This window comes from Gemmata sp., from assembly GCF_051859125.1.
Taxonomy (GTDB): domain Bacteria; phylum Planctomycetota; class Planctomycetia; order Gemmatales; family Gemmataceae; genus Gemmata.
This window is the reverse complement of sequence record NZ_JBHYGG010000309.1, coordinates 1-20,551: the sequence shown is the minus strand read 5'-3', so window position 1 is coordinate 20,551 and position 20,551 is coordinate 1. Positions and strand designations below refer to the sequence as shown.

Below are 20,551 nucleotides of genomic sequence, written 5' to 3'. Positions count from 1 at the left end.
GTGCCCGGAGCTGCACGATCAAAGAGATGAAGTCACGATCCGAACAGAACAGTGATTTCAAACCCGGTCCTCGGTCTTCATCGTGCGTGATCGGGTTTTTGTTCGTGCGGCTCTCTTCTCTCTGATCCGTGTTTCATCCGTGGCTCACTCTTCGCGTCACTTGCCGGCCTTGGCGGCGGCGAACTTGGCCTCGACGGCCTTCCAGTTCACCGTGTTCCACCACGCGTCGAGGTACGCGGCGCGGAGGTTCTGGTACTTCAGGTAGTAGGCGTGCTCCCACACGTCGACGCCGAGCACCGGCACGAGGCCGTCCATCAGCGGGCTGTCCTGGTTCGGCTTCTTGACCGCCTCGAGCTTGCCCGAGGTCGGGTTGTACACGACCCAGCTCCACCCGCTGCCGAACTGCGTCAGGCCGTTGTTCTTCACCGTGTCCTTGAGCTTGGCGAAGTCGCCGAACGCCTCCTTGATGGCGTCCGCGACGGCCCCGGTCGGCTCGCCGCCGCCGTTCGGCCCCATGATCTCCCAGAACAGCGCGTGGTTGTGGTGCCCGCCGCCGTTGTTGATGACCGCCTGCTTCACCGCCGCCGGCACCTTGCTGACGTCCCGGAGCAGCGCGACGATGTCGAGGTTCGCGACGTCCGGGGCCGACTCGAGCGCCTTGTTGAGGTTGTCGACGTAGGCCTTGTGGTGCTTCTGGGAGTGGATCTCCATCGTCTTCGCGTCGATGTGCGGTTCGAGCGCGTCGAAGGCGTAGGGCAGGGCCGGAAGGGTGTGCGGCATGTGCGAGACTCCTGTTGGGGGAAGGTGCGGGCCGCGGGCGCCCGCCGCCGGACGCTCATTAGTGTAGCGAGGAGAGCGCCGCGGGGCGGGGCCGCGGCCCGGAACCGGCAAGGCCGGTGATCGGCCGGCCCGATGGGCGGCGTCAGTAGTCGAACGCGACGCCGACGCCGAACCAGCTCTCGCGGGTCGTGTAGAACTGGCCGTACGGCGCGTGCCCCGAGTAGTACTGCCCGAACACCCGGGCCTCGCCGAACCGCCGCGTGCCGTCCCGCCAGATCCACCCGACCTGCAGTGAGAAGTCGAGGTCGTACCCGGTCGAGCCGTCGAACCGCGAGTTCGTCGCCACGAACGGCTGGCCCGTGGGCCCTGTGCAGCGCCGGCGGACCCACTCGGTGCCGACGTCGAACCGGAACGGGGACGGGTCGCCGGGGATGTTCTCGTACGCCGCCCACGCGACCTCGCCGTACACCCGCCACCGGTTGTCGAACAGGAACCGGCCCACGCCGAACACGATCTCGTCCTTGACGTAGTCGATCGGCTGCTGCCCGGTGCGCTGCTGGATCTCGTCGCCGAGGTGCGAGCTGAGGTGCTCGTACCCGACCTTCCACTGCCACGGGCCGCGGGCGAACGTGACCGGGAACCCGAACCGGTAGTCGGTGTCCACGAGGAAGTCGCGCTGCGAGAACCGCGACGTGACGACAGCGAAGAAGTCGGCCTGCACCGCGGTCTTCCACCCCGCCGGCTCGCTGCGGAGCAGCCCGATCGTCGTGCCGATCGACGTGTCGATGGTCTGCTGCGTGGTCCCGTTCGACAGCGTGGTCGGCATGACCAGGAACCGCGGCTCGCGCGGCATCGCCTTCGGCGGCTCCCACAGTAGGGTCCGTGGCAGGCCGGTGTAGATGCCGCCGTCGCGGGTCTCGACCCGGAACGGGTCTTCGCCGCGCTGCGGGGCCGGGGGCACGCCGGGAATGACGGGCGGGGGCGGCTGGAACCCCGGCGGCGGCCCGACCTCGGGAACGAGGCCACCGAGATCGGGCGGCGGCTGGCGGAAGCTGGTGCGGGTAGCGTCGGCGGCGACCGGCGCGAGCAACCGCCCGGCCCGCGGCTGGGCTGTCGGTGCCTGTGGCGCGAGTTCGGCCGCGGAATCGACTGGGTAGCCCTGAACCTGTGCAGCGGCCGGGTTGATCGCAAGAACGGTGACCGCCGCGGCAATCAGCCACCGCACGCGAGCGAGAGGAGTTCGTGCGATCAACGCCGCTCCCCGGGCCGGGCGTGCTAGGACTTCACGGTATCGGGGAGTATCGGCACTGAACGCAGCGTGGCTTGAGGGAAGAACCGGCAGAACCGCGACAAGTTACCGCCCCTTCGCGTGCGGCGGCGGGGCAACCGGGAGAGCCGACCGTGCGGGTATTACGCTCACCCGCGGGGCGGGTGCAACGTCGACTTCCACAACCGGCTTGGGAGCCGGCCTGACGTGCGGGACCGGGGCGACCGCGACCTCAACAACCGGCACGGGGGCCGGCTTGAGGTGCGGGACCGGGGCCACCGCGAGTTCGGTCGGGTGCGGCTTCGGGTCGGTCTTCACCAGGTCGCGGACGCGGGCCAGCGTCGCGTCGTACTCGAAGTACCGCTTCGGCGCGTCGGGGTGCCGCAGCATCACTTCGAGCGAGCAGTTCGCCTTGCCCGCGTGCGACACGAGCGCCGCGTGCTTCGCGTCCACCGCGAACGAGAACGCGGTCTTGCCCGCGGTCGCCGGGGCCGCTTCGAGGACGTGAACGTCCGGCAGGAGCGTGAACACCTCGCGCCGCGAGCCGTCGATGTGGATCGCGATGAGGTCGACGCGGCACCCGGGGCCGACGAACGCGTTCTGGAGCCCGTCCGACACGGGCACGGTGACGACCTCCATTCCCGGCGCGAGGGCGACGTGAGCCGCGGGCTTCACGTCGGCGGCCGCGAACGGTTCGCCCCGACGGGCCGGGCGGTACAGCCGCTTGTCGAGCAACTCCTTCTTGCTCCGCACCGCGTCTTTCGGCACGTCGGCCTTCGGAACCCGGGCGGTGGTCGTGAGGGCGTCGATGTTGTCGCGGGTGAAGGGCGTACCGAGTTGGAGGTCGCGGGCGGCCACGACAACTTCAACGGTCTTGCCGCCGCGGGGCGTGCCGGGTGCGAACACCTCGACGGCGCAGGCGGCGGCCGCCCCCGCGAGGACGAACGCGACGGCGAGGGCGACCGGGTTCCGTGCGAGGAACCCGCTGGGAGGGGCGGACATCGTGCCGGTCTCCGGTGAGTGCGATACGCGATTCTAGCTCACGGAACGGCCCGCGGGAACGGGGCAACTTCCGGCTCGGCGTCCTGCCGCCTCTTCAACTCCTTCAACCGGGCCAACGTCGCGTCATAGTCCCGCGCCGATTGCTGATCGCCGGGGCGATGCAGGACGACAGTGAAGTCGCAGTTCAGTTGGTGCGCGAGGGCGACGAGTAGGGCCTGCTTCTGGTTCACGGGGAATGAGAGCATCGAACGGTCTTGCGTCAGGTCAATGCGGAGAGGGAGCTCCTGAACCCCGTCGATGGCGAGTGCGTGGACATCCGTCACCAGTGTGAACACGTGACGCTCGGTCCATTCCGAGTAACTGGCGATGAAATCGACTCGTGAGCCGGGACGGACCCCCTCCGCGACAGCAGCCTTGGTGGGTACGGGGAGCGACATGATGTCGTCGCCCCCAAAAAATACTCTCGGCTCTGTTTTGAGGTCGGAGGGGACAAGCCACTCCCCGCGGTGCGCGGCCCGCGTCAGGCGCTTGTCGACCAACTCGGCCCGACTCGCGACGAGCGTTGTGCCTTCTGGCAGGGACGCTACCGGCATGGCCTTGACCGCCGTGAGTTGCTCCACGTTGCCGGAGCGGAACACCGTCCCGACCCGGAGTTCCGCGGTTGCCACCACGACGTCAACCGCCTCGATCTGCGGCGGGGCCGGGGGCGGCTCGCGGGTCGCCTTCACCCCCAGAACAACGACGGCGGGGACTAGCACGCCCAGCGCGACGGCCAGCACGACGAGCGCGGCGGTCTTGCGAGCGGACCCACAGCACGACGCGGACATTGCGGGCCTCCGTCGCGGACAAGGGAGAGGTGAGCCGCCATCATACAGGCAGTTGAGTGTCGGCGTAGCGTTCCTGGGCGAGCGTGGGGTGTGAATACGAATGCAGCCGCGGAGCGGCGACCGAGGGTAGCCAGGGGTGCGGCTCGCTGTGCGAGCAAACCCCTGGTCCGGGGCCATGCGAGGGTGCCTGTCGCCCCTCCGGGGCTGCGTTCCTATTGCGCCGGGGACCAGGGGTTGAGCTCGAAGACTCGCTCCACCCCTGGCTACCGTCGGTCGCCGCTCCGCGGCTGATAGGATTCGACTACGCCGTCGCACTCGCGGCCACACGCGACCGCCACCGCAGCACCTCGCCCGCGATCAGCACCGGCGACGTGCCCAGGATGATGACCGCCCAGTCGAGCACGCTCAGCGGGGTCGTGCGGAACACGTCGCCTCCGAACTGCACCAGCGCGACCTGTCCGACGAGGATCACCGCGGCGATGAGCAGGAACGCCTTGTTCTGGAACAGCCCGACGAGCGCCGACCGGTTCGTGCCCAGGCACCGCGCGTTGAACAGGTTCCAGAACTGCAACAGCACGAACGCCGAGAAGAACGTCGTCAGCGAGTGCAGGTAGTCCGGCGAGTTCGGGTCGCGCATCCCCGGCAGCGCGAACAGCAGCCCGATCAGCAGCCCCAGGAACACCCCGCCGACGCCGAACACCAGCCGCGCCATGTGCGGGGTCACGATGAAGGCGTCCGGGTGCCGCGGCTTGCGGTCCAGCACCCCCGCGTACGGCGCCTCGGTCGCCAGCGCCAGCGCCGCGAACGTGTCCATGATGAGGTTCACCCAGAGCATCTGCATGACGGTCAGCGGCATGTTGACGCCGACGAACGGCCCGAGCAGCGCGATGCCGAGCGCGACGACGTTGATGGTGAGCTGGAACACGATGAACCGCTGGATGTTCTCGTACAGCGCCCGGCCCCACCGGACCGCGTTCACGATGCTCCCGAACGAGTCGTCGAGGAGCACGATGTCGGCCGCCTCCTTCGCCACCGCGGTGCCGGTCTTGCCCATCGCCAGGCCGACCTTCGCGTAGTTCAGCGCCGGGGCGTCGTTGGTGCCGTCGCCGGTTACCGCGACCACCTCGCGCTGGTCCTGGAGCAGCCGCACCAGCCGGAGCTTGTCCATCGGCCGGGCGCGAGCGAGGATCTTCAACTTGTGAACGGCCGCGGCCGCCTCCGCGTCGCTCATCGCGCCGAACTGCGGGCCGGTGAGTTCCGAGCCCTCCTCCGGCGCGTCGCCGATCAGCCCGATCTGCCGGCCGATCTCGCGGGCCGTGTTCGGGGTGTCGCCGGTCACGATCTTGACGCCGATCCCGGCCCGGCGGCACGCGGCCACCGCCGCGGGCACCTCGGGGCGGACCGGGTCCACGATCCCCGCGTACCCGAGCCACGTGAGGCCGGTCGCGAGCGACACGGGGTCGGCGGTCGGGTCGGGCACCTCGCGGTACGCCAGGCCGATGGTCCGCATCGCGCGGCCCTGGAGTTCGGCGAGCCCCGCCAGCGCGCTCGCCTTGTCGTCGGCGGTGAACGGCACCACGCCGGCGGGCGTCAGCACCGTGTCGCACCGGTCCATCACGATCTCGGGCGCGCCCTTGACGTGCAGCACCTTCCGGCCGGTCGCGTCGGTCCCGGCGGTCGCCATGAACTTCCGCTCGGTCGAGAACGGGAGCTGGTTCCCGACCGCGAACAGGGTGCGGGCCGCGAGGTAGTTCACGCCCTGCACGTCGAGCCACAGGAGCAGCGCGCCCTCGGTCGGGTTGCCGAGCGGCTTCACCACGCCGCCCTCGCGCGAGAGTTGCGCCGTGGTGTTCACCGCGAACGCATCGACCACCAGCGGCGGCAGCGCCGGGGTGCCGGCGGGGAACGTCGGGATGCGGACCTCGGCGACGGTCATCTGGTTGAGCGTGAGCGTGCCGGTCTTGTCGGAGCAGATGACGGTCGCGGCCCCGATCGTCTCGCACGCGTGCATCTTCCGCACGAGCGTGTTCTGCGCGGTCATCTTCCGCATGCTGTACGCGAGGCTCAGGGTCACGCTCATCGCGAGCCCCTCGGGCACGGCGACGACGATGATGACGACCGCGATCATGAAGTAGTTCAGGATCGCGGTGCCCGCGGCGGTCGGGAGCCAGTCGGCCGGCGCGTGCGGGATCCACCCCATGACGTACCCGAGCCCGAGCCCGCCGGCGAACACGATGGCCCCGGCCCCGAGCGCCTGCCCCCAGCGGCCCACGGTGTCCTCGGCGAGCCACCCGGGCGGGTCGAGGTCCCGGCTGCGGACACACGCCAGCACGCCCTCCCACATGATCTTCAGCCACACCCGGACCAGCGCGACGCCCAGGCCCGCGAACAGGACCGCGACGAACGCCCACTGGTCGCCGCGGAGCGCGATCTCGCCGTTGGCGGCCCCCCGCAGCACCAGCGCGAAGAACGTCGCGGCGGCGATGCCGAGGCCGACGATGCCGATGATCTTGCTGAGCCGCTCGAGCTGCTCGTTCAGCGGGGTCGTCTCGCCCGAGTCCTCGGCGGCGGCGCGGGCGGTCTTGCCGATCTCGGTGCCGTCGCCCACGGCCGTCACGACCACGGTGCCGTGCCCGTCGGCGACCATCGACCCGCGGGTGACGCGGTGCGGCGGGTAGGCGTGCTCCTTGCCCGCGTGGTCGGCCGCGTGCTTCGCCGGCCGCTTGGTGACGGGGACCGACTCGCCGGTGAGCTTCGACTCGTCCACGAGCAGCGACACGGCCTCGACCACCTCGCCGTCGCACGGGGTCTCCTCGCCGGTCTCGATGAGGAGCACGTCGCCGACGACCACGTCGCGCCGCGGGACCGTGGTGTACGCGCCGCCGCGGACCGCCTTCACCGGGGTGTCGTCGTTCACCTGGTTGAGGATGTCGAACTCGCGGTTCGCCTTGAACTCGTTGAGGAACGCGAGGGTGGTGGCGAGGAGGATCGCGACGACGATCGCGAGCCCCTCGATGTACTCGCCCTTGTACGCGCCGACGGCGATCTGGATCGCGGCCGCGATGATGAGGATGCGGATGACGGGGTCTTCGAACTTCGACAGCCACTGCTTCCACCACGGGTCGCGCTCGGGCGGGGTGAGCACGTTCGCGCCGTGGGTCGCGCGGCTCTTCTCGACCTCGGCGGGCGACAGGCCCGGGAACGGCAGCGTGGTCGGAGGGGGTGCGGGTGCGGCCATGCGGGTGGTCAACTCCGGGAGTCGGGCGGCGGCGGCAGAGAGAAGTGTATTAATCCGCAGACTGCGCAGATGGACACTGGCGCGGGGACGGAGGGGGCCGTGATGGAGCCGCGGAGCGGCGACCGAGGGCAGCCAGGGGTGCGGCTCGCTGTGCGAGCAAACCCCTGGTCCGGGGCCGGGGACCAGGGGTTGCGCTCGGAGACTCGTTCCACCCCCGGCTACCGTCGGTCGTCCCTCCGGGACTGCGAAACACTCCTCTACCCTCTCCGGCCGACGGCATCACTCCCCGCGGCCGAGGCGGACCCGCATCCGCTGGCCGACGAGCAGGGACGTCGTGTCGCCGTCGATGCCGACGACGCACTCGACGGTGCGGACGTCGTTCACCTCGCCGGGCTCCAGCAGCAGCGACCGCTTCCGCGCGATGACGTGGCCGACCCGCAGCACCTTCCCGGTCCACGTCGGCGAGTCGGACCGGGCGTCGTCGCGGATCGTCGCCCTCATCCCGACCTTCACCCGGCCGAGGAACTCCTGCTCCAACTCGGCCCACACGACGAGCGGCGCGTCGGGCCGGAACACGATCGCCGGCAGCGGCGTGCCCGGCGCGACGGCCCTGCCCACCGACGTCTGCACCCGCAACACGGTGCCCGCGGTCGGGGCCAGCAGCACGCAGTCCTCGAGCGCCTTGCGGGCCTGCCGCAGTGCGATGTCGGCCGCGGCCCGCTTCACCGCGGCCCCGCGGACCTTGAGCGACGGGTCGGCGAGCTTCAGCTCCTCCAGCCGCGACTTCTCGACCCCTTCGAGCTGTTCGAGCTGCTTCACCTCGGACTCGGCGACGATCAGTTCCACGGCGGTGACCGTGCCGAACGTCTTGGCCATCTTCTTCTCGTCGTACACGCGGCGGGCGACGGCGACGCGGTCGGCGGCGGCGGCGACCGCGGCCTCCTGCGCGGCCCGGCGGATCGGGAGCTGCTTCTGTTCGAGCGTCGCGGCGTCGACCTCGATGTCGGCGGCCTTGACCGCACTCAGCGCCTCTTCCTCCTTGAGCTTCAACTGCGCGTCGTCGAGCCGCAGGAGGGGCTCGTTCGCCCCGACGTGCTGCCCCTCGGCCGCGAGCACCGCGACGACCCGCCCGGGGATGCGGGCGTCGAGGTCGGTGGTGCGGTCGAGCCCGTCCACGCGGCCGAGGCACACGACGTCGAGGTCCGCGAGCGCGGTCGCGCCCCCGGGCGGGTGGTCGGCCTTCCGCTGGTTCTGCCACCACGTCACGCCCGCGATGGACGCCACGACGAGCAGGAACAGCAGCACGACGCCGACGCCGGGGTAGCGGCGCTCCGGGGCCTCGGTCTCGGTCATGGGAGCCTCCCGGGATCAACCTCGGTCCGGTGGCACAGGCCTCTGGCCTGTGAGCGCCTTCACAGGCCAGAGGCCTGTGCCACTATCAAGTCAGCCGCCGCTCGGACCACCTCGGCGTCGCGCTCACCGCAGGTTGTGCGCCGGGTCCACGTTCTGGAACGACCGCAGGGCCGCGAGCCCCGAGCCGAGCGACATCAGCATCGTGATGGTCGCCGACGCGGTCAGGATCAGCGGGTGCAGGCGGACGGCCGTGCCCAGCGCGCCGGCGGCCTCGGCCATCAGCACCACGATCGGCGCGGCGACCAGGATGCCGAACAGCCCGACCCAGAACGACTGCAGCACCACGCTCGCCTTGAGCCGCCACCGCGGGATGCCCATCGCCCGGAGCGTCGAGAACTCCCGCTGGCTGGCCGCGGTCGCCGCGTACAGCGTCTGGCTCGTCACCACCCCGCCGACGAGGAGCCCGAGCAGCGCCGTGAACCCGACGGTGATGCCGGCCTTGGTCGTGAACAGCCAGTGCATCCGCGACCGGAGCGAGAAGTCGGCCGAGGTGATGGCGGTCAGTTGCGGGTAGCTCGCCATCCGCTCGGCCACGGCGGCCGCCGCCGCCGGGGACGCGGTCCGGGCGACGAAGTACGTCACCTCGTCGGTCCGGTACCCCAGCGCCAGCCGGGCCGTGTCGAACGAGCAGAACACGTACGGCCCGCCCAGGCTCTTGTACCCCGCCACCAGCCCGACCACCCGGAACCGGTTCCCGAAGATCTCGACCACGTCGCCCACGCCGGTGATGCCGAGCCGGCCCAGTTCCGACTCGTCCACCGCGACCGCCCCGAGGACCGACAGCTTGGCGAGCAGGTCCGGGTCGGTCCGCACGGCCTCGGCCGCGGCCAGCGAGTTCGCGTCGAGCCGGCTCCCGACGACGGTGCACACTTCCGACACGGTGTTCTGGGCGGTGGCCCCGGGGCGGGTCCACAGGGCGAACCCGACGACGGCCGGCTCGACCCGCTCGACCTCGGGCTGCGACGCGACCCGGACCACCCACCGCTCGGGGATCGGCCGGCCCAGGTCCACGCTGCGGACCCCGGGGAACCCGACCCACAGGTCGGCCGTGGCGCGGTCCACGGGGAGCGACATCATGGAAATGAGCCCGAGCACCAGCCCCCCCTGGACGGTGATGAGCACCGCCGAGAACGCGACCGCGAGGATCGCCGGGAGGAACCGCTGCCGCTCGTACCAGATGGTTGAGAGGGAGTAGCCCACGGGCCCATTGTCTCAGGCCGCGGGGGCCGGGCCAACACCGGCCCCGGGGGAACCCGCGAATCGCCGCCGCCCCGCCGCGCGAACCGCCAAAGGCGGTACCGCCGGCCGCACCCGCGGTTGACCGGCGGCCCGCCGCGGCGGATGATTGCGGGGTGCGCGTCAGAAACAGGTCGCCCCGTTCCCGTGTTACCCCCGCACGCACCCGGACGCGAAACGGCGAGGCGCTCATGATGCCGCCCGACTGGAGACCGCCGACCCTCACCACGCCCCGGCTCGCCCTGCGCCCGTTCACGGACGACGACGCCCGGCCCCTGTTCGAGCACGCCCGGAACCCGAACGTCACTCGGTTCACGCTCTGGGACCACCACCGGACCGTCGGCGAGACCGTCGCGTTCGTCCGCGACTATGCCCGGCTCCGGTACCGCGAGGGGATGGCCGAGCCGTACGCGATCACCGTGCGGCCGGGCACCGAGCCGGTCGGCGCGTGCGGGTGCTTCTGGGCCGCCGAGCCGCACCAGACGATGGAACTCGGGTACTGGGTCGCGGAGCCGTTCTGGGGCCGCGGGTACGCCGCCGAGGCGAGCGCCGCCGTGCTGCGGCACGCCTTCAAGAGCTACCAGCCCGAGCGGATGCAGGCCCGGGTGATCGCCGGGAACTTCGCCAGCGTGCGGGTGCTGGAGAAGCTCAACTTCCGGTACGAGGGCACGCTCCGGGCCTCGCTCCTGCGGCGCTCGCGGTTCGAGGACGTGATGATGTTCTCGCTGCTCCGCGCCGAGTGGGCCGTCGGCGAGTTGACCCGGGGGGCGTGACACCACGCCCGACTGATCCGCGGTCACTTCGTGAGCCGGCCGGGGTGCGACCGGCTCCCGTTCGCAACTACCAGACCCGGCGGCGTCCGTGCCGTTAAAAATGATTCCGGACGACTCTGACACCCCTCCTCCGGAACCATTTCACATGTCCGTAATAATGATCGTCATAGAGTACCGAAGCTGTTTGGAGGTAGTCGATTACGGACGAATTATTGCGTGGCGCTTGCGCCGGAATGATGCGACAAATACTCCCCGGCGCGAATTTTAGCCACACTCACGCCATACATGAACAAAAGTACACTTCGGCGCGATGGTTCCGGAGTCTCTGACGCAGTAGCCGACGACAATCCGCACGTGAAACATCTGGTCCGAGCCCGAGCGCCGAGCGAGGGGCGAGCGTGAACCCTCGCTCGCCCCTCGGGCTCGGACCAGTCCACGTTCGCCCCTCGCTCGGCGCTCGGGCTCGGATCAGATGATCCACACGGCTCGGTGTCACTTCACCAGTTCGGGCAGGTAGCGGACCGGCAAGGTGCCGTGACTCAGCACCGCCTCGTGGAACTTGCCCAGGTCGAACTTGTCGCCGCGGGCGCGCGACACCTCCTGCCGGAGCTTGTAGAACGCGGTGCGGCCCACGAAGTACGTCGAGAGCTGCGTGCTGCTCTGCTTGGCCCGCGACACCTTCCCGAGCGCCTCGGCCTCGGTCTGGAACCCGCGCTCCATCAGCATCTTCTTCGCCTCGGTGTCGCCGAGCTGGGTGCAGTGCATCTTGTGGTCGAGGATCGCGTTGAGCACCGCCCGCTGGTAGAACTTCAGCTGGTGCAGCCGCAGCGAGAGGTCGCCGCCGCCGTACCCCTGGTCGAGCATCATCTGCTCGGTGTACACCGCCCACCCCTCGGCGAACGTGCCGGACGAGAGCACCTTCCGCACCAGCGACGGGTTCCGGTTCGAGTACGCGAGCTGGACGTAGTGCCCCGGGTACGCCTCGTGGATGGTGAGCACCTGGAGCATCGCCGCGTTGTACTCGCGGAGCAGCGCCTCGACCCGCTCGGCCCCCCAGTCGGCCGGGGGCGGGGCGATGGCGTAGTAACTGTCGGCCTTCGGGTCGAGCGGCGGGGCCGGGTTCAGGTACGCGAGCGAGAACCCGCGCTGGAACTCGGGCATCTCCACGATCTTGCACGTGTCCGGGTCGGGGAGCGTGAGGATCTTTTTGTCGCGGATGAACGCCTTGATGTTCGCCACCGTCTTGCGGGCGTCGGAGACCAGGTCCCCGGGCTTGCCGTGGTCCTTGCCGAGTTCGTCGAGTACGGCCTGGATCGCGGCGCGGCGGCCGGTCGCGTCGTCGGGCGGCACCGGCTTGCCGGGGAACACCCTCGCCCAGAGCTGCTTGGCGACGTACCACATCTCGCGCTCGACGCGGTCGGCCTCGTCCTCGGCGAGCTTGAGCACCTGGTCGGCGGTCAGCCCGGCGTCGAGTTCGAGTTCGAGCTTCTTGCCGAACTTCTCCTTGCCCAGCCGCCACTCGCCGTTCGACTTGGGCAGCAGCTCCGTTTCGAGGTACGTCTGGTAGTTCCGCAGCGCCGTGACCGCGGCCCGGCACGGGGCCGCGAGCGGCTCGCTGCCCGGGGTCTCGCCGGCGACGGTGTAGATCTCCTTCTCGAAGAACGCGATCGCCCCGAGGTTCCGCTTGATGGCGACCTGCGTGAGCTCCTTCGGCGGGTTCTTGAGGCTCGCCTTCGCCGCCGCGAGCACCTTCGGGACCTGCGCGACCCGCTTCGCCGCGTTGGCGACGTTCCGCTCGCGGGGGAGGGTCGACTGCGTGAGCAGGAGGAACACGCCGTCGGAGACGTACTCGCCGTACACCCGGGGGTCGAACGTGAACCGGTTGTCGTTCTCGGCCGACCACACGGCGTAGTTCAGGCTGTGGGTCCAGATGTCGAGGTCGATCTGCGCGCCGCGGCTGAGTTCGTCGCGTTCGAGCGACTTCGGGAGCCGGGCGAGCCAGGTGCGGGTGCGGTCGAGGTCCTTCGCACGGGCCGCGGGCGACAGGTCGTCGATGCGGTCGTCGTACTCGTGGTTCCCCTGCTGCGTGGCGTACAGCGGGTGCGCCTCGAACTCCTCGGCGAGCCACGCCAGGAACAGCTTCTTGAGGACCTCGTCCTCCTTGACCGGCTCGGGCGGCTTCTGCTGCGCGGCCGGCGTGGGGTCGGGGAGCGCCATCAGTGCGGCTCCGAGGAGCAGAACGGGGGTCGCGGTGCGAAGCATGGGGGTTCCTGAATCTTCAGCCCGGAGGGCCGTGACAACATCGCCCGGGACAGCGCCCCGGGTTCGGAGTGATTCGTAGCCGGTCCCGCAGGGGGACGGTGACCGGCTCCCGGTTGCTGGTGGCGACGGGGTGCATCGCGCTTCGGGCCAGGGGGCCGGCGGTGCCCGCTCCCCCGGCACGCGGCACCTCACCCCGCGTCGGCGTCGCCGAACAGCGTCGGGCCGGTGATCTGCGGCTTCAGCTTGTGCCGGCGCCGCGGCGCGGCCTCGGGCGGCAGCACCACGTTCCCCTTCACGTCCTCGCGCTGCGGGGTCGGCAGTTCGTGCCGCGACTCCAGTGTGTCGAGCACCGCGGTCGCCCGCTTCAGCACCGCGTCCGGCACCCCGGCCAGCTTGGCGACGTGGATGCCGTAGCTCTTGTCCGCGTTCCCCGGCGCGATCTTGTGCAGGAAGATCACCTCGTTGTCGAGTTCCTGCACCTGCACGTTGTAGTTCCGCAACTTCGGGAGCGACTCCGAGAGCTGCGCCAACTCGTGGTAGTGGGTCGCGAACAGCGCCCGGCACCCGACCGCGTCGTGCAGGAACTCGGTGATCGCCCACGCGAGCGACACGCCGTCGTAGGTGCTGGTGCCGCGGCCGATCTCGTCGAGGATCACGAGGCTCCGCGGGGTCGCGTTGTTCAGGATGTTCGCCGCCTCGGTCATCTCGACCATGAACGTCGACTGCCCGCGGCCGAGTTCGTCGCTCGCGCCGACCCGGGTGAAGATGCGGTCCGTCATCCCGATGGTCGCGGCCTTCGCGGGCACGAAGCTGCCGACGTGCGCCATCAGCGTGAGCAGCGCGACCTGCCGGATGAACGTCGACTTGCCGGCCATGTTCGGCCCGGTGATGAGCCAGAACGTGCCGGCGTCGGGGCCGAACGCGGTATCGTTCGGGACGAACGTGCCCGGGGGCAGGATCTGGTCGAGGACCGGGTGCCGGCCGCCGCGGACGTCGAGGACCGGGTCCGGCGACAGCACCGGGCGGACGTAGTTGCGGTCGGCGGCGAGTTCGGCGAGCGACGCGAGGAAGTCGGCCGCGGCCAGCACGTCGGCGGCGTTCAACAGGCGCGGCGTCTGGGCGGCGACCTGGTCGCGGATCGCGAGGAACAGTTGCAGCTCGAGCGCCTTGCTCTTGTCGTCGGCGCTGAGGACCTGCTCCTCGTACTCCTTGAGCACCGGCGTGATGTACCGCTCGGCGTTCTTGAGCGTCCCCTTGCGGACGTAGTCGGGCGGCACCTTCGAGGCGTTCGCGTGCGTCACCTCGATGTAGTACCCGGCCACCTGGTTGTAGTTGATCTTCAGGCTCGCGATCCCGGTGCGGGTGATCTCCTGCGCCTGGTACCGGGCGATCCAGTTCTTCCCCTCGGTCATGAGCGTGCGGAGTTCGTCGAGTTCCGCGTTGTACCCGGGGCGGATCACCCCGCCGTCCTTCGCGACGTACGGCGGGTCGTCGGTCAGCGCCTTGTCGAGCAACTCGCGGATGTCCGGGCACAGTTCGAGCCGCTTCTCCAGGTCTTGCAACAGCGCCGAGCGGCGGCCGGTGAGCTTGGCCTTCACCGCGGGGAGCATCCGCAGCGTGCGGGCGATCGCGGCCAGATCCTTGGGGTTCGCACGGGCCGTACTCACCCGCGTGGTGAGCCGCTGGATGTCGGCGCACGCTTCGAGCTGCTCGCGGAGCTGCCCGCGGAGCTTGTGATCCCTCAGCACTTCCTCGACGGCATCAAGGCGCGCGTCGATCGCGACGGGGTCCGTGAGCGGTGACAGCACGCTGTCGTGGAGGAGCCGCGCGCCCATCGGCGTGACGGTGCGGTCGAGGACCGACAGCAGCGAGCCGTCGCGCTGGTTGTCGCGCAGGGTCCGCGTGAGTTCGAGGCTGCGGCGCGTGACCTCGTCGAGCGCGAGCGTCGCCTCGGGACGGTGCGGCTTCAGCCTGCGGATGTGGGCGAGGCTCGCCTTGAGCGTCTCCTGCAAGTAGATGATGACGGCCCCGGCGGCGGTGACGCACGGCTGCTCGTCCTCGAACCCGAACCCGGTCATCGTGCCGACCTGGAAGTGCGTCCGCAGCGCGGCGGTCGCGGTCGACGGGTCGAACGTCCAGTCGGGGCGGGCGGTGCGGCTCTTCGGCAGGTGGACGCCGGCGGCGAGGGTGACGGCGGCCGCCGCGTGTTCGGCGATCAGGCACTCGGCGGCGTTGAGGCGGGCGAGTTCGTCGGGCAGCCGCGGGCCGGGCACGTCGGCGGCGGTGAAGCTGCCGGTCGAGAGGTCGGCCCACGCGACGCCGAACGTGTTCCCCTTCCCCGGCACGACGGCGACGAGGTGGTTCGGGGCGCGCGGGTCGAGGAGGCTGTCGTCGGTCACGGTGCCCGGGGTGACGATCCGGTTCACCTCGCGGTGGATGATCTTCTTCTTCGGGTCCGGCTCCTCCATCTGCTCGCACACGGCGACCCGGTGCCCGGCCCGGAGCAGGAGCCCGAGGTAGTGCTCGACCTTCACGACCGGCACGCCGGCCATCGGGATCGTGCCGTCGCGCTTGGTGAGGGTGAGCCCGAGCACCCGGTTGGCGAGGACCGCGTCGTCCTCGAACAGCTCGTAGAACTCGCCGTTGCGGAACAGGACCAGCATGCCCGGGTGCGCGGCCTTCGCGTCGTGGTACTGCTGCATCATGCGGGTCATGGCTACGCCCAGTTTCGAGTTTCGCGTTCGAGGTTCAACGTTGGGAACGCGCCGGCGCTCAACCAGACTGTATCGGTTCGCGGGCGGGAGGGGAATGAAAGAAGCCCGCGGGTGTGTCTTTGGATTGAGGCGAGCGGGGGACGTGAGTCCCCCGGTAAACGGCGAGTGATGGTTCTACCGGGGGACTCACGTCCCCCGCTCGCCAAGACTGCCAACATCCGCCCCTCAGCGGAGGAGGGTCGGATCGAGCCGCACGGCGCGGGTCCGGGCGTCGCGCCCGGCCTCGTGTTCGTCCAGGGCCGGCAAGACCTCCGACAACAGGAGCCAGGCTCGGGCGTGACCGGGCACCAACCGCACCGCCTCGCGTAGGTCGGCCACCGCCTCCGCCGGCCGACCCAACGCCTGCCAAACCGCCCCGCGGCGGAACCGGGCTTCTGCGTCCGCCGGGTTCGCCTCGACCGCGGCGGTCAGAGATGCCAGGGCGTCGCGCAACTCGCGCGGAACGCCGGAGGTGGCGAGAACCTGTGCCGCGGCCAGATCGAGGAGTTCCAGTTCTGGCAGCAGCGCCGCACAGAGGGTCCACATACGCACCTCCCCGCCCTGTTACAGGCCGACCAGTCGCGCCTCTCGGCTGAACAGGCCGATGACGAACCAGATCGCTTGACAGAGCCACATCAGTACGGCGAACGCCTTGATCCCTTCAGCGGTCCATGCCGTCGCCCGGACGTGGACGACCAGTCCGGCCAGGAACGAGCCCTCGAGCCAGTCGGCCCCGCCCCCGAACACCAGCCAGCCCCAGAACAGCGAGCACGCGAGGAACAGCGCGACCCACGCGAGTAAGCCCATCACTGCCTCCTTTGAGGCGCCCGCCCGCTCAGTTCACTTGACGGTGCGGCACCGTTGCGGATGGCCCCCGCAGAAGGTGTTCGTCGGCCTGCTCTCGTTATTACGCTCGGCCCGCCGAACTCAGAAATGATCTGCGCGAACCGACACGGAGGTCGCCGTCTGCTGCCGCAGGGGGGCGTGCCTTTGGACTAACGGGAGAAACGCAGTAGTAGGGCCGACTGTGCCGGCCGAAGCACTGCAAAGGGATCTGGTTACGGCCGGCACAGCCGGCCCTACATCGTGTTCTGTCCGGTGGTCCTAGACAGCTATGAGTCGGTGAAACCAACACCGCGGGCCGAGTCCTGTGCCACGTCTGGCAGCCCGCTCCAGGTAACCTCGCCCTTGATGAACACCGGCCCCTCGACCACCCGCACCCGCCCGTCGGCGCTGCCCGCCCGCCATCCCGGCGACGCATATACATCGGCCCACGCCTCGAACTCATCTGCGCTGTGGGGGCGTTCGGCCCGCAGTCGCTCGTGCCACTCCTCGCAGAAGGCGACGTACTTGCGGACCCGTTGCGGCATGTCGGGTGCCGGGCGGAACACGGCGTACCAAGTTCGGTCCGAATAAACCGCGCCCTCGGCGATGCCGACCACGTCTGTCCCGAAGTGTAGCTGGAGGTCCACCCCTGCCCTCTGCCGAACCCGGAACTACTCGGCGGCGGCTTCCTGGCGGTCCTTGTCGAGGAGCATGCTGACGACGTTGCCCTTGCCGTGGTACGCGACCTCGGTCATGAACCCGCGCATGAGGAGTAGGCCGCGGCCGCACGGGCGCTCGAGGTTCTCGATGGCGGTCGGGTCGGGCACGTCCTCGGGGTTGAACCCGTCGCCCTCGTCGGTCACCTGGATCTCGAACCGGCGGGGGGAGATGCGGTACGCGACGGACACCCGCTTGTCGGGGTCCATCTGGTTGCCGTGCTTGATGGCGTTGACGAGCGCCTCTTCGAGGGCGAGCTTGATCGAGAAGATGTCCCGCTCGGAGTAGGCCGACGACTGGAGCGCGGCCTCGATCTCCTCCTGGATGCGGCGGGCCTCGGCGAGATCGCTGGCGATGGTGACTTCGGCGGTGTGCTCGGGGCCCATGGTGACGCGCCGCGGGGTGCCGGGGTCGGAGGGGGGGTGCGGCCCGGGGTGCGGCCCCGGCCCGGGCCGGGACCGGTCAGAACATCTGCAGGCCGGCCTGCTCGTCGGGGGCGATGGTCAGGATGCGGTCGAGCTTGGTGATCTTGAACACGTCGAGGATGTCCTTGGCGATGTTAGTGAGGACCAACTTGCCCTGGACCGCCTGGAGCTTCCGGTGCAGCGTGATGAGCTTGCCCAGCGCGGCGCTCGACATGAACTCGACGTTGGCGAAGTTCAGCAGCACCTTGCGGCGGCCCAGTTCGTCGACGAGCCGGAACAGGTCGTCGCCGATCATCTGGATGTTCTGCTCGTCGAGGATCTTCTTGTCGACGAAGTTGACGACCGCGATATCCCCGATGTCCTCGACCTCGAGCCGACGCCGGCGGGCGGGTTGAGACGACATACCTACACCTTCCCCGAGCCCGGGGTGTTCGCGACAGAAGCTCTGGACCCGAACGGACTGGGAGTCCGGGAGCCGTGACCGAGCGGGTACCGAAAATCATTCTGGGTACGCCCCGACCTGTCAAGGGGGGGCACGCCGCATTTTATCACCGGACCGGCCCGCCCGCCAGTGCGCGGGCCGGTGAAAACGGTCGGACGGCGGGGTTCGTTCCAGTGGCAACGATCCGCCGACCCATGTTCGCCCTCACACGGGCCAGAGGCCCGTGCCACCGGACCCAGAACGAGCCGCCGCCGCCCGCGGCCCTTACCCCCCGCTCACGACGTTCATTGGTACGGTCACCGCACCGGCCGGGACCGTGCCGCCCCCGCGGGCGATCGCGTTGAGCGTCAGCGTCACGATGAACCACTCGTGGCTCCGCCCGACCGCCTCCAGCCCCCGCACCAGCGCCACGCTGTTCAGGTACGGGTTCGGGTTGATCTCCAGGACGTGGAACTCGCCGTCGGCGTCCATCCGCAGGTCGAGCCGGGCGTAGTCGTGGCACCCCAGGGCGGCGAACCCGCGGGCCGCGGTGTCCCGGAGCCGCTCGAACACGTCCTCGGGGACCGCCACCGGCGCGATCACCGGGGCCGTCTTGTACTCGTCGCTGGCCTCGTCCCACTTCGCGGTGAACGTGTACACGGGCCACCGGCTGGCGCGGGTGCCGGTGTACGCGATCTCGGCCGGCGGGAGCACGGTCACGGTGCGGTCGGGGCCGTCCTCGAACACGTGGACGAGCAGCTCCCGGCCGGTCACGAACCGCTCGACCAGCACAGGCCCGCCGTGCTTGGCCAGCACGAACTCGACGCGGGCGAGCAGCTCCTCGCGGGTGCTGACCACGCTCCCCTGGTCGATGCCGATGCTCGCGTCCTGGTTCGCCGGCTTCACGATCGCCGGCCACCCGCCCCGCCACGCGGGCACCGGGCCGGGCCCGTCGACCACCATGTAGGGCGGGGTCGAGATCCGGGCCGCCGCGAGCAGGTGCTTCACCCGCACCTTGTCCCGCCCGAGCGACAGCGCCGCCGACCGGCACCCGGTGAACGGCACGTTCACCCACTCCAACAGCGCCGCGACCGACACCTCGGTCGCCGGGTGGGTGGCGAGCCCCTCGAACAGGTTGAACACGGCCAGGGGCGGGTGGTCCCGCAGCTCGTCGAGCAGCGGCCGCGGGTCGTGCGCGACGCCCAGCTCGCGGACCCCGAACCCGGCCGCCTTCAGGACCTTCACCGTGTCGGCCACGGTGTCGAGGATGTCGTACTCCGACCCCGCCTCCGGGTGGTTCGGCGGGAGCACCGGGCGGTTGAACAGGACGAGAACGGGGGGCTTGGACATGCTGCGGCTCGGCGCTCTCGACACTCGTGATACCTCCGCCCGGGTCGCGGGCATTCACCGGTTATCGGATCTGAGTGGGGAAAACCCAAGACCGATTCCGGGAAACCGTGCGAACCGCGGGGGGCGTCCGTAATTTATCCCCATGAAGGTCACCGCACTCACCACCGATCTCGTCCGGGTGCCGTTCGGCAAGCCGACGCGCGTCCCGCTCACCGACCCGAAGCCGACCGGCCCCGCCGGGGCGGACGTCGTCCTGGTCCGCGTCGAAACCGACGCCGGGCTCTCCGGGGTCGGGTTCACCCACCTCCTCGGGCCGGGCGCGGCCGCGGTCCGGGCGCTCGTCGACGCCGACCTCGCGCCGCTCGTCGTCGGCGAGGACCCGCGGGACACCGACAAGCTGTTCGCGAGGGCCGAGGCGCACTTCCGGGCGACCGGGTTCGCCGGGCTCGCGGCGCGGGCGTACTCGGCCGTTGACGTCGCGCTCTGGGACCTGAAGGCGAAGGCCGCCGGCGTGCCGCTGTACCGGCTCCTCGGCGCGGCCCGCGAGGCGGCCCCGTTCTTCGTGTCGGACCTGGACCTGTGCGGCCGCGACGCGGCGGAGGTGCTGAAGGCCGCGAAGCCGCTGATGAAGCAGGGCGCGACCGGCGTCCGCATCGAGATCGGCGGCGCGAACGTGCAGGCCGACGCCGAGCGGGTGCGGGAAATCTCGGACGGCCTCGGGGACGACGCCTGGGTCGGCGTCGCGGCCAACGGGGCGTTCGACCTGGGCACGGCGCAGGCGCTCGCCCACTTCTTCGAGGACATCGGCATCGACTGGTTCGAGGACCCGATCCCGGCGGCCGACGAGGTCGGGTACGCGAAGCTCGCGGGGCTGATGGAGACGCCGCTCGCGGTCGGCAGCGGGTTCGGCTCGCGCGAGGCGTTCTTCCGGGTGATCCGCACCGGCCACGTCCGCACGGTCCGCCCCGACGTGTGCCGGCTCGGGGGCATCACCCCGCTGCTGAAGGTCGCGGCGGTCGCTGAGGCGTTCCAGGTGGCGGTGTGCCCGGTGCGGATGCCGGAGGTCGGCGTCCACCTCGCGTGCGGCCTCGGCGTGGTCACGCACGTCGACTCGGTGTCGTGGCTGAGGGACGTGTTTACCGGCGGCCCGAAGGTCGAATCCGGCAAGCTCGTCCCGGGCACCGAACCCGGCCTCGGGCTGACGCTGAAGTGAGAAGCGGTGACGGAACGGGAACGGGTTTGGTGATGGTGAAGCGCGGCCG

The 20,551-nt window shown here is 70.3% G+C and carries 17 protein-coding genes; 2 read left to right on the top strand and 15 right to left on the bottom strand.

Translation table 11 applies throughout. The annotated features are described in order from the left end of the window. Window positions 1-156: 156 nt before the first annotated feature. The 7 genes from ACTIGN_RS33415 to ACTIGN_RS33385 all read right to left on the bottom strand — a co-directional run bounded on the left by ACTIGN_RS33415 (window position 157) and on the right by ACTIGN_RS33385 (window position 9,727). Entirely contained in the window at window positions 157-780 is a 624-nt protein-coding gene (locus ACTIGN_RS33415) for a superoxide dismutase (RefSeq protein WP_439632167.1), read from the bottom strand. Window positions 781-922: 142 nt separating this feature from the next. Then, window positions 923-2,005, bottom strand: coding sequence for a DUF1207 domain-containing protein (locus ACTIGN_RS33410; protein WP_439632165.1), 1,083 nt, complete (start codon window positions 2,003-2,005; stop codon window positions 923-925). A 129-nt stretch (window positions 2,006-2,134) separates the two neighbouring features. Further along, window positions 2,135-3,049, bottom strand: coding sequence for an SAF domain-containing protein (locus ACTIGN_RS33405; RefSeq protein ID WP_439632163.1), 915 nt, complete (start codon window positions 3,047-3,049; stop codon window positions 2,135-2,137). 38 nt (window positions 3,050-3,087) lie between these two features. Continuing rightward, entirely contained in the window at window positions 3,088-3,876 is a 789-nt protein-coding gene (locus tag ACTIGN_RS33400; protein ID WP_439632161.1) for a hypothetical protein, read from the bottom strand. A 301-nt stretch (window positions 3,877-4,177) separates the two neighbouring features. Then, window positions 4,178-7,114 (bottom strand): calcium-translocating P-type ATPase, PMCA-type, encoded by a 2,937-nt coding sequence (locus ACTIGN_RS33395; protein ID WP_439632159.1) that lies wholly within the window; start codon window positions 7,112-7,114, stop codon window positions 4,178-4,180. Window positions 7,115-7,393: 279 nt separating this feature from the next. Continuing rightward, the gene (locus ACTIGN_RS33390; RefSeq protein ID WP_439632157.1) at window positions 7,394-8,467 is read right to left on the bottom strand and encodes an HlyD family secretion protein; all 1,074 of its coding nucleotides are present in this window, start codon (window positions 8,465-8,467) and stop codon (window positions 7,394-7,396) included. Window positions 8,468-8,590: 123 nt separating this feature from the next. Then, on the bottom strand, window positions 8,591-9,727 hold the full coding sequence (locus ACTIGN_RS33385; RefSeq protein WP_439632155.1) for an ABC transporter permease: 1,137 nt from the start codon (window positions 9,725-9,727) through the stop codon (window positions 8,591-8,593). 227 nt (window positions 9,728-9,954) lie between these two features. Between ACTIGN_RS33385 and ACTIGN_RS33380 the strand changes: the two genes are divergently transcribed. Continuing rightward, the gene (locus ACTIGN_RS33380; RefSeq protein WP_439632153.1) at window positions 9,955-10,536 is read left to right on the top strand and encodes a GNAT family N-acetyltransferase; all 582 of its coding nucleotides are present in this window, start codon (window positions 9,955-9,957) and stop codon (window positions 10,534-10,536) included. Between the two features lie 492 nt (window positions 10,537-11,028). Here the strand turns inward: ACTIGN_RS33380 and ACTIGN_RS33375 are convergent, their stop codons facing one another. The 8 genes from ACTIGN_RS33375 to ACTIGN_RS33340 form a co-directional block, all read right to left on the bottom strand. Further along, entirely contained in the window at window positions 11,029-12,798 is a 1,770-nt protein-coding gene (locus ACTIGN_RS33375) for a DUF885 domain-containing protein (RefSeq protein ID WP_439632151.1), read from the bottom strand. A 188-nt stretch (window positions 12,799-12,986) separates the two neighbouring features. After that, on the bottom strand, window positions 12,987-15,503 hold the full coding sequence (mutS, locus tag ACTIGN_RS33370; protein WP_439632191.1) for a DNA mismatch repair protein MutS: 2,517 nt from the start codon (window positions 15,501-15,503) through the stop codon (window positions 12,987-12,989). A gap of 234 nt (window positions 15,504-15,737) precedes the next feature. Beyond that, window positions 15,738-16,097, bottom strand: a complete 360-nt coding sequence (locus ACTIGN_RS33365; RefSeq protein WP_439632149.1) for a tetratricopeptide repeat protein — start codon at window positions 16,095-16,097, stop codon at window positions 15,738-15,740. A gap of 18 nt (window positions 16,098-16,115) precedes the next feature. After that, a complete protein-coding gene (locus ACTIGN_RS33360) occupies window positions 16,116-16,358 on the bottom strand; it encodes a hypothetical protein (RefSeq protein WP_439632147.1) in 243 nt (80 codons plus the stop codon). Between the two features lie 305 nt (window positions 16,359-16,663). Continuing rightward, window positions 16,664-17,023: a hypothetical protein gene (locus ACTIGN_RS33355; RefSeq protein ID WP_439632145.1), complete on the bottom strand. Its 360-nt coding sequence runs from the start codon at window positions 17,021-17,023 to the stop codon at window positions 16,664-16,666. A 24-nt stretch (window positions 17,024-17,047) separates the two neighbouring features. Continuing rightward, window positions 17,048-17,479: an ATP-binding protein gene (locus tag ACTIGN_RS33350; RefSeq protein WP_439632143.1), complete on the bottom strand. Its 432-nt coding sequence runs from the start codon at window positions 17,477-17,479 to the stop codon at window positions 17,048-17,050. A gap of 76 nt (window positions 17,480-17,555) precedes the next feature. Further along, window positions 17,556-17,921: an STAS domain-containing protein gene (locus ACTIGN_RS33345; RefSeq protein WP_144954821.1), complete on the bottom strand. Its 366-nt coding sequence runs from the start codon at window positions 17,919-17,921 to the stop codon at window positions 17,556-17,558. A 303-nt stretch (window positions 17,922-18,224) separates the two neighbouring features. After that, complete coding sequence (locus ACTIGN_RS33340) at window positions 18,225-19,289, bottom strand: D-alanine--D-alanine ligase family protein (protein WP_439632141.1); 1,065 nt, start codon at window positions 19,287-19,289, stop codon at window positions 18,225-18,227. 142 nt (window positions 19,290-19,431) lie between these two features. Between ACTIGN_RS33340 and ACTIGN_RS33335 the strand changes: the two genes are divergently transcribed. Beyond that, entirely contained in the window at window positions 19,432-20,502 is a 1,071-nt protein-coding gene (locus tag ACTIGN_RS33335; RefSeq protein ID WP_439632139.1) for a mandelate racemase/muconate lactonizing enzyme family protein, read from the top strand. The last annotated feature ends 49 nt before the right edge of the window (window positions 20,503-20,551 follow it).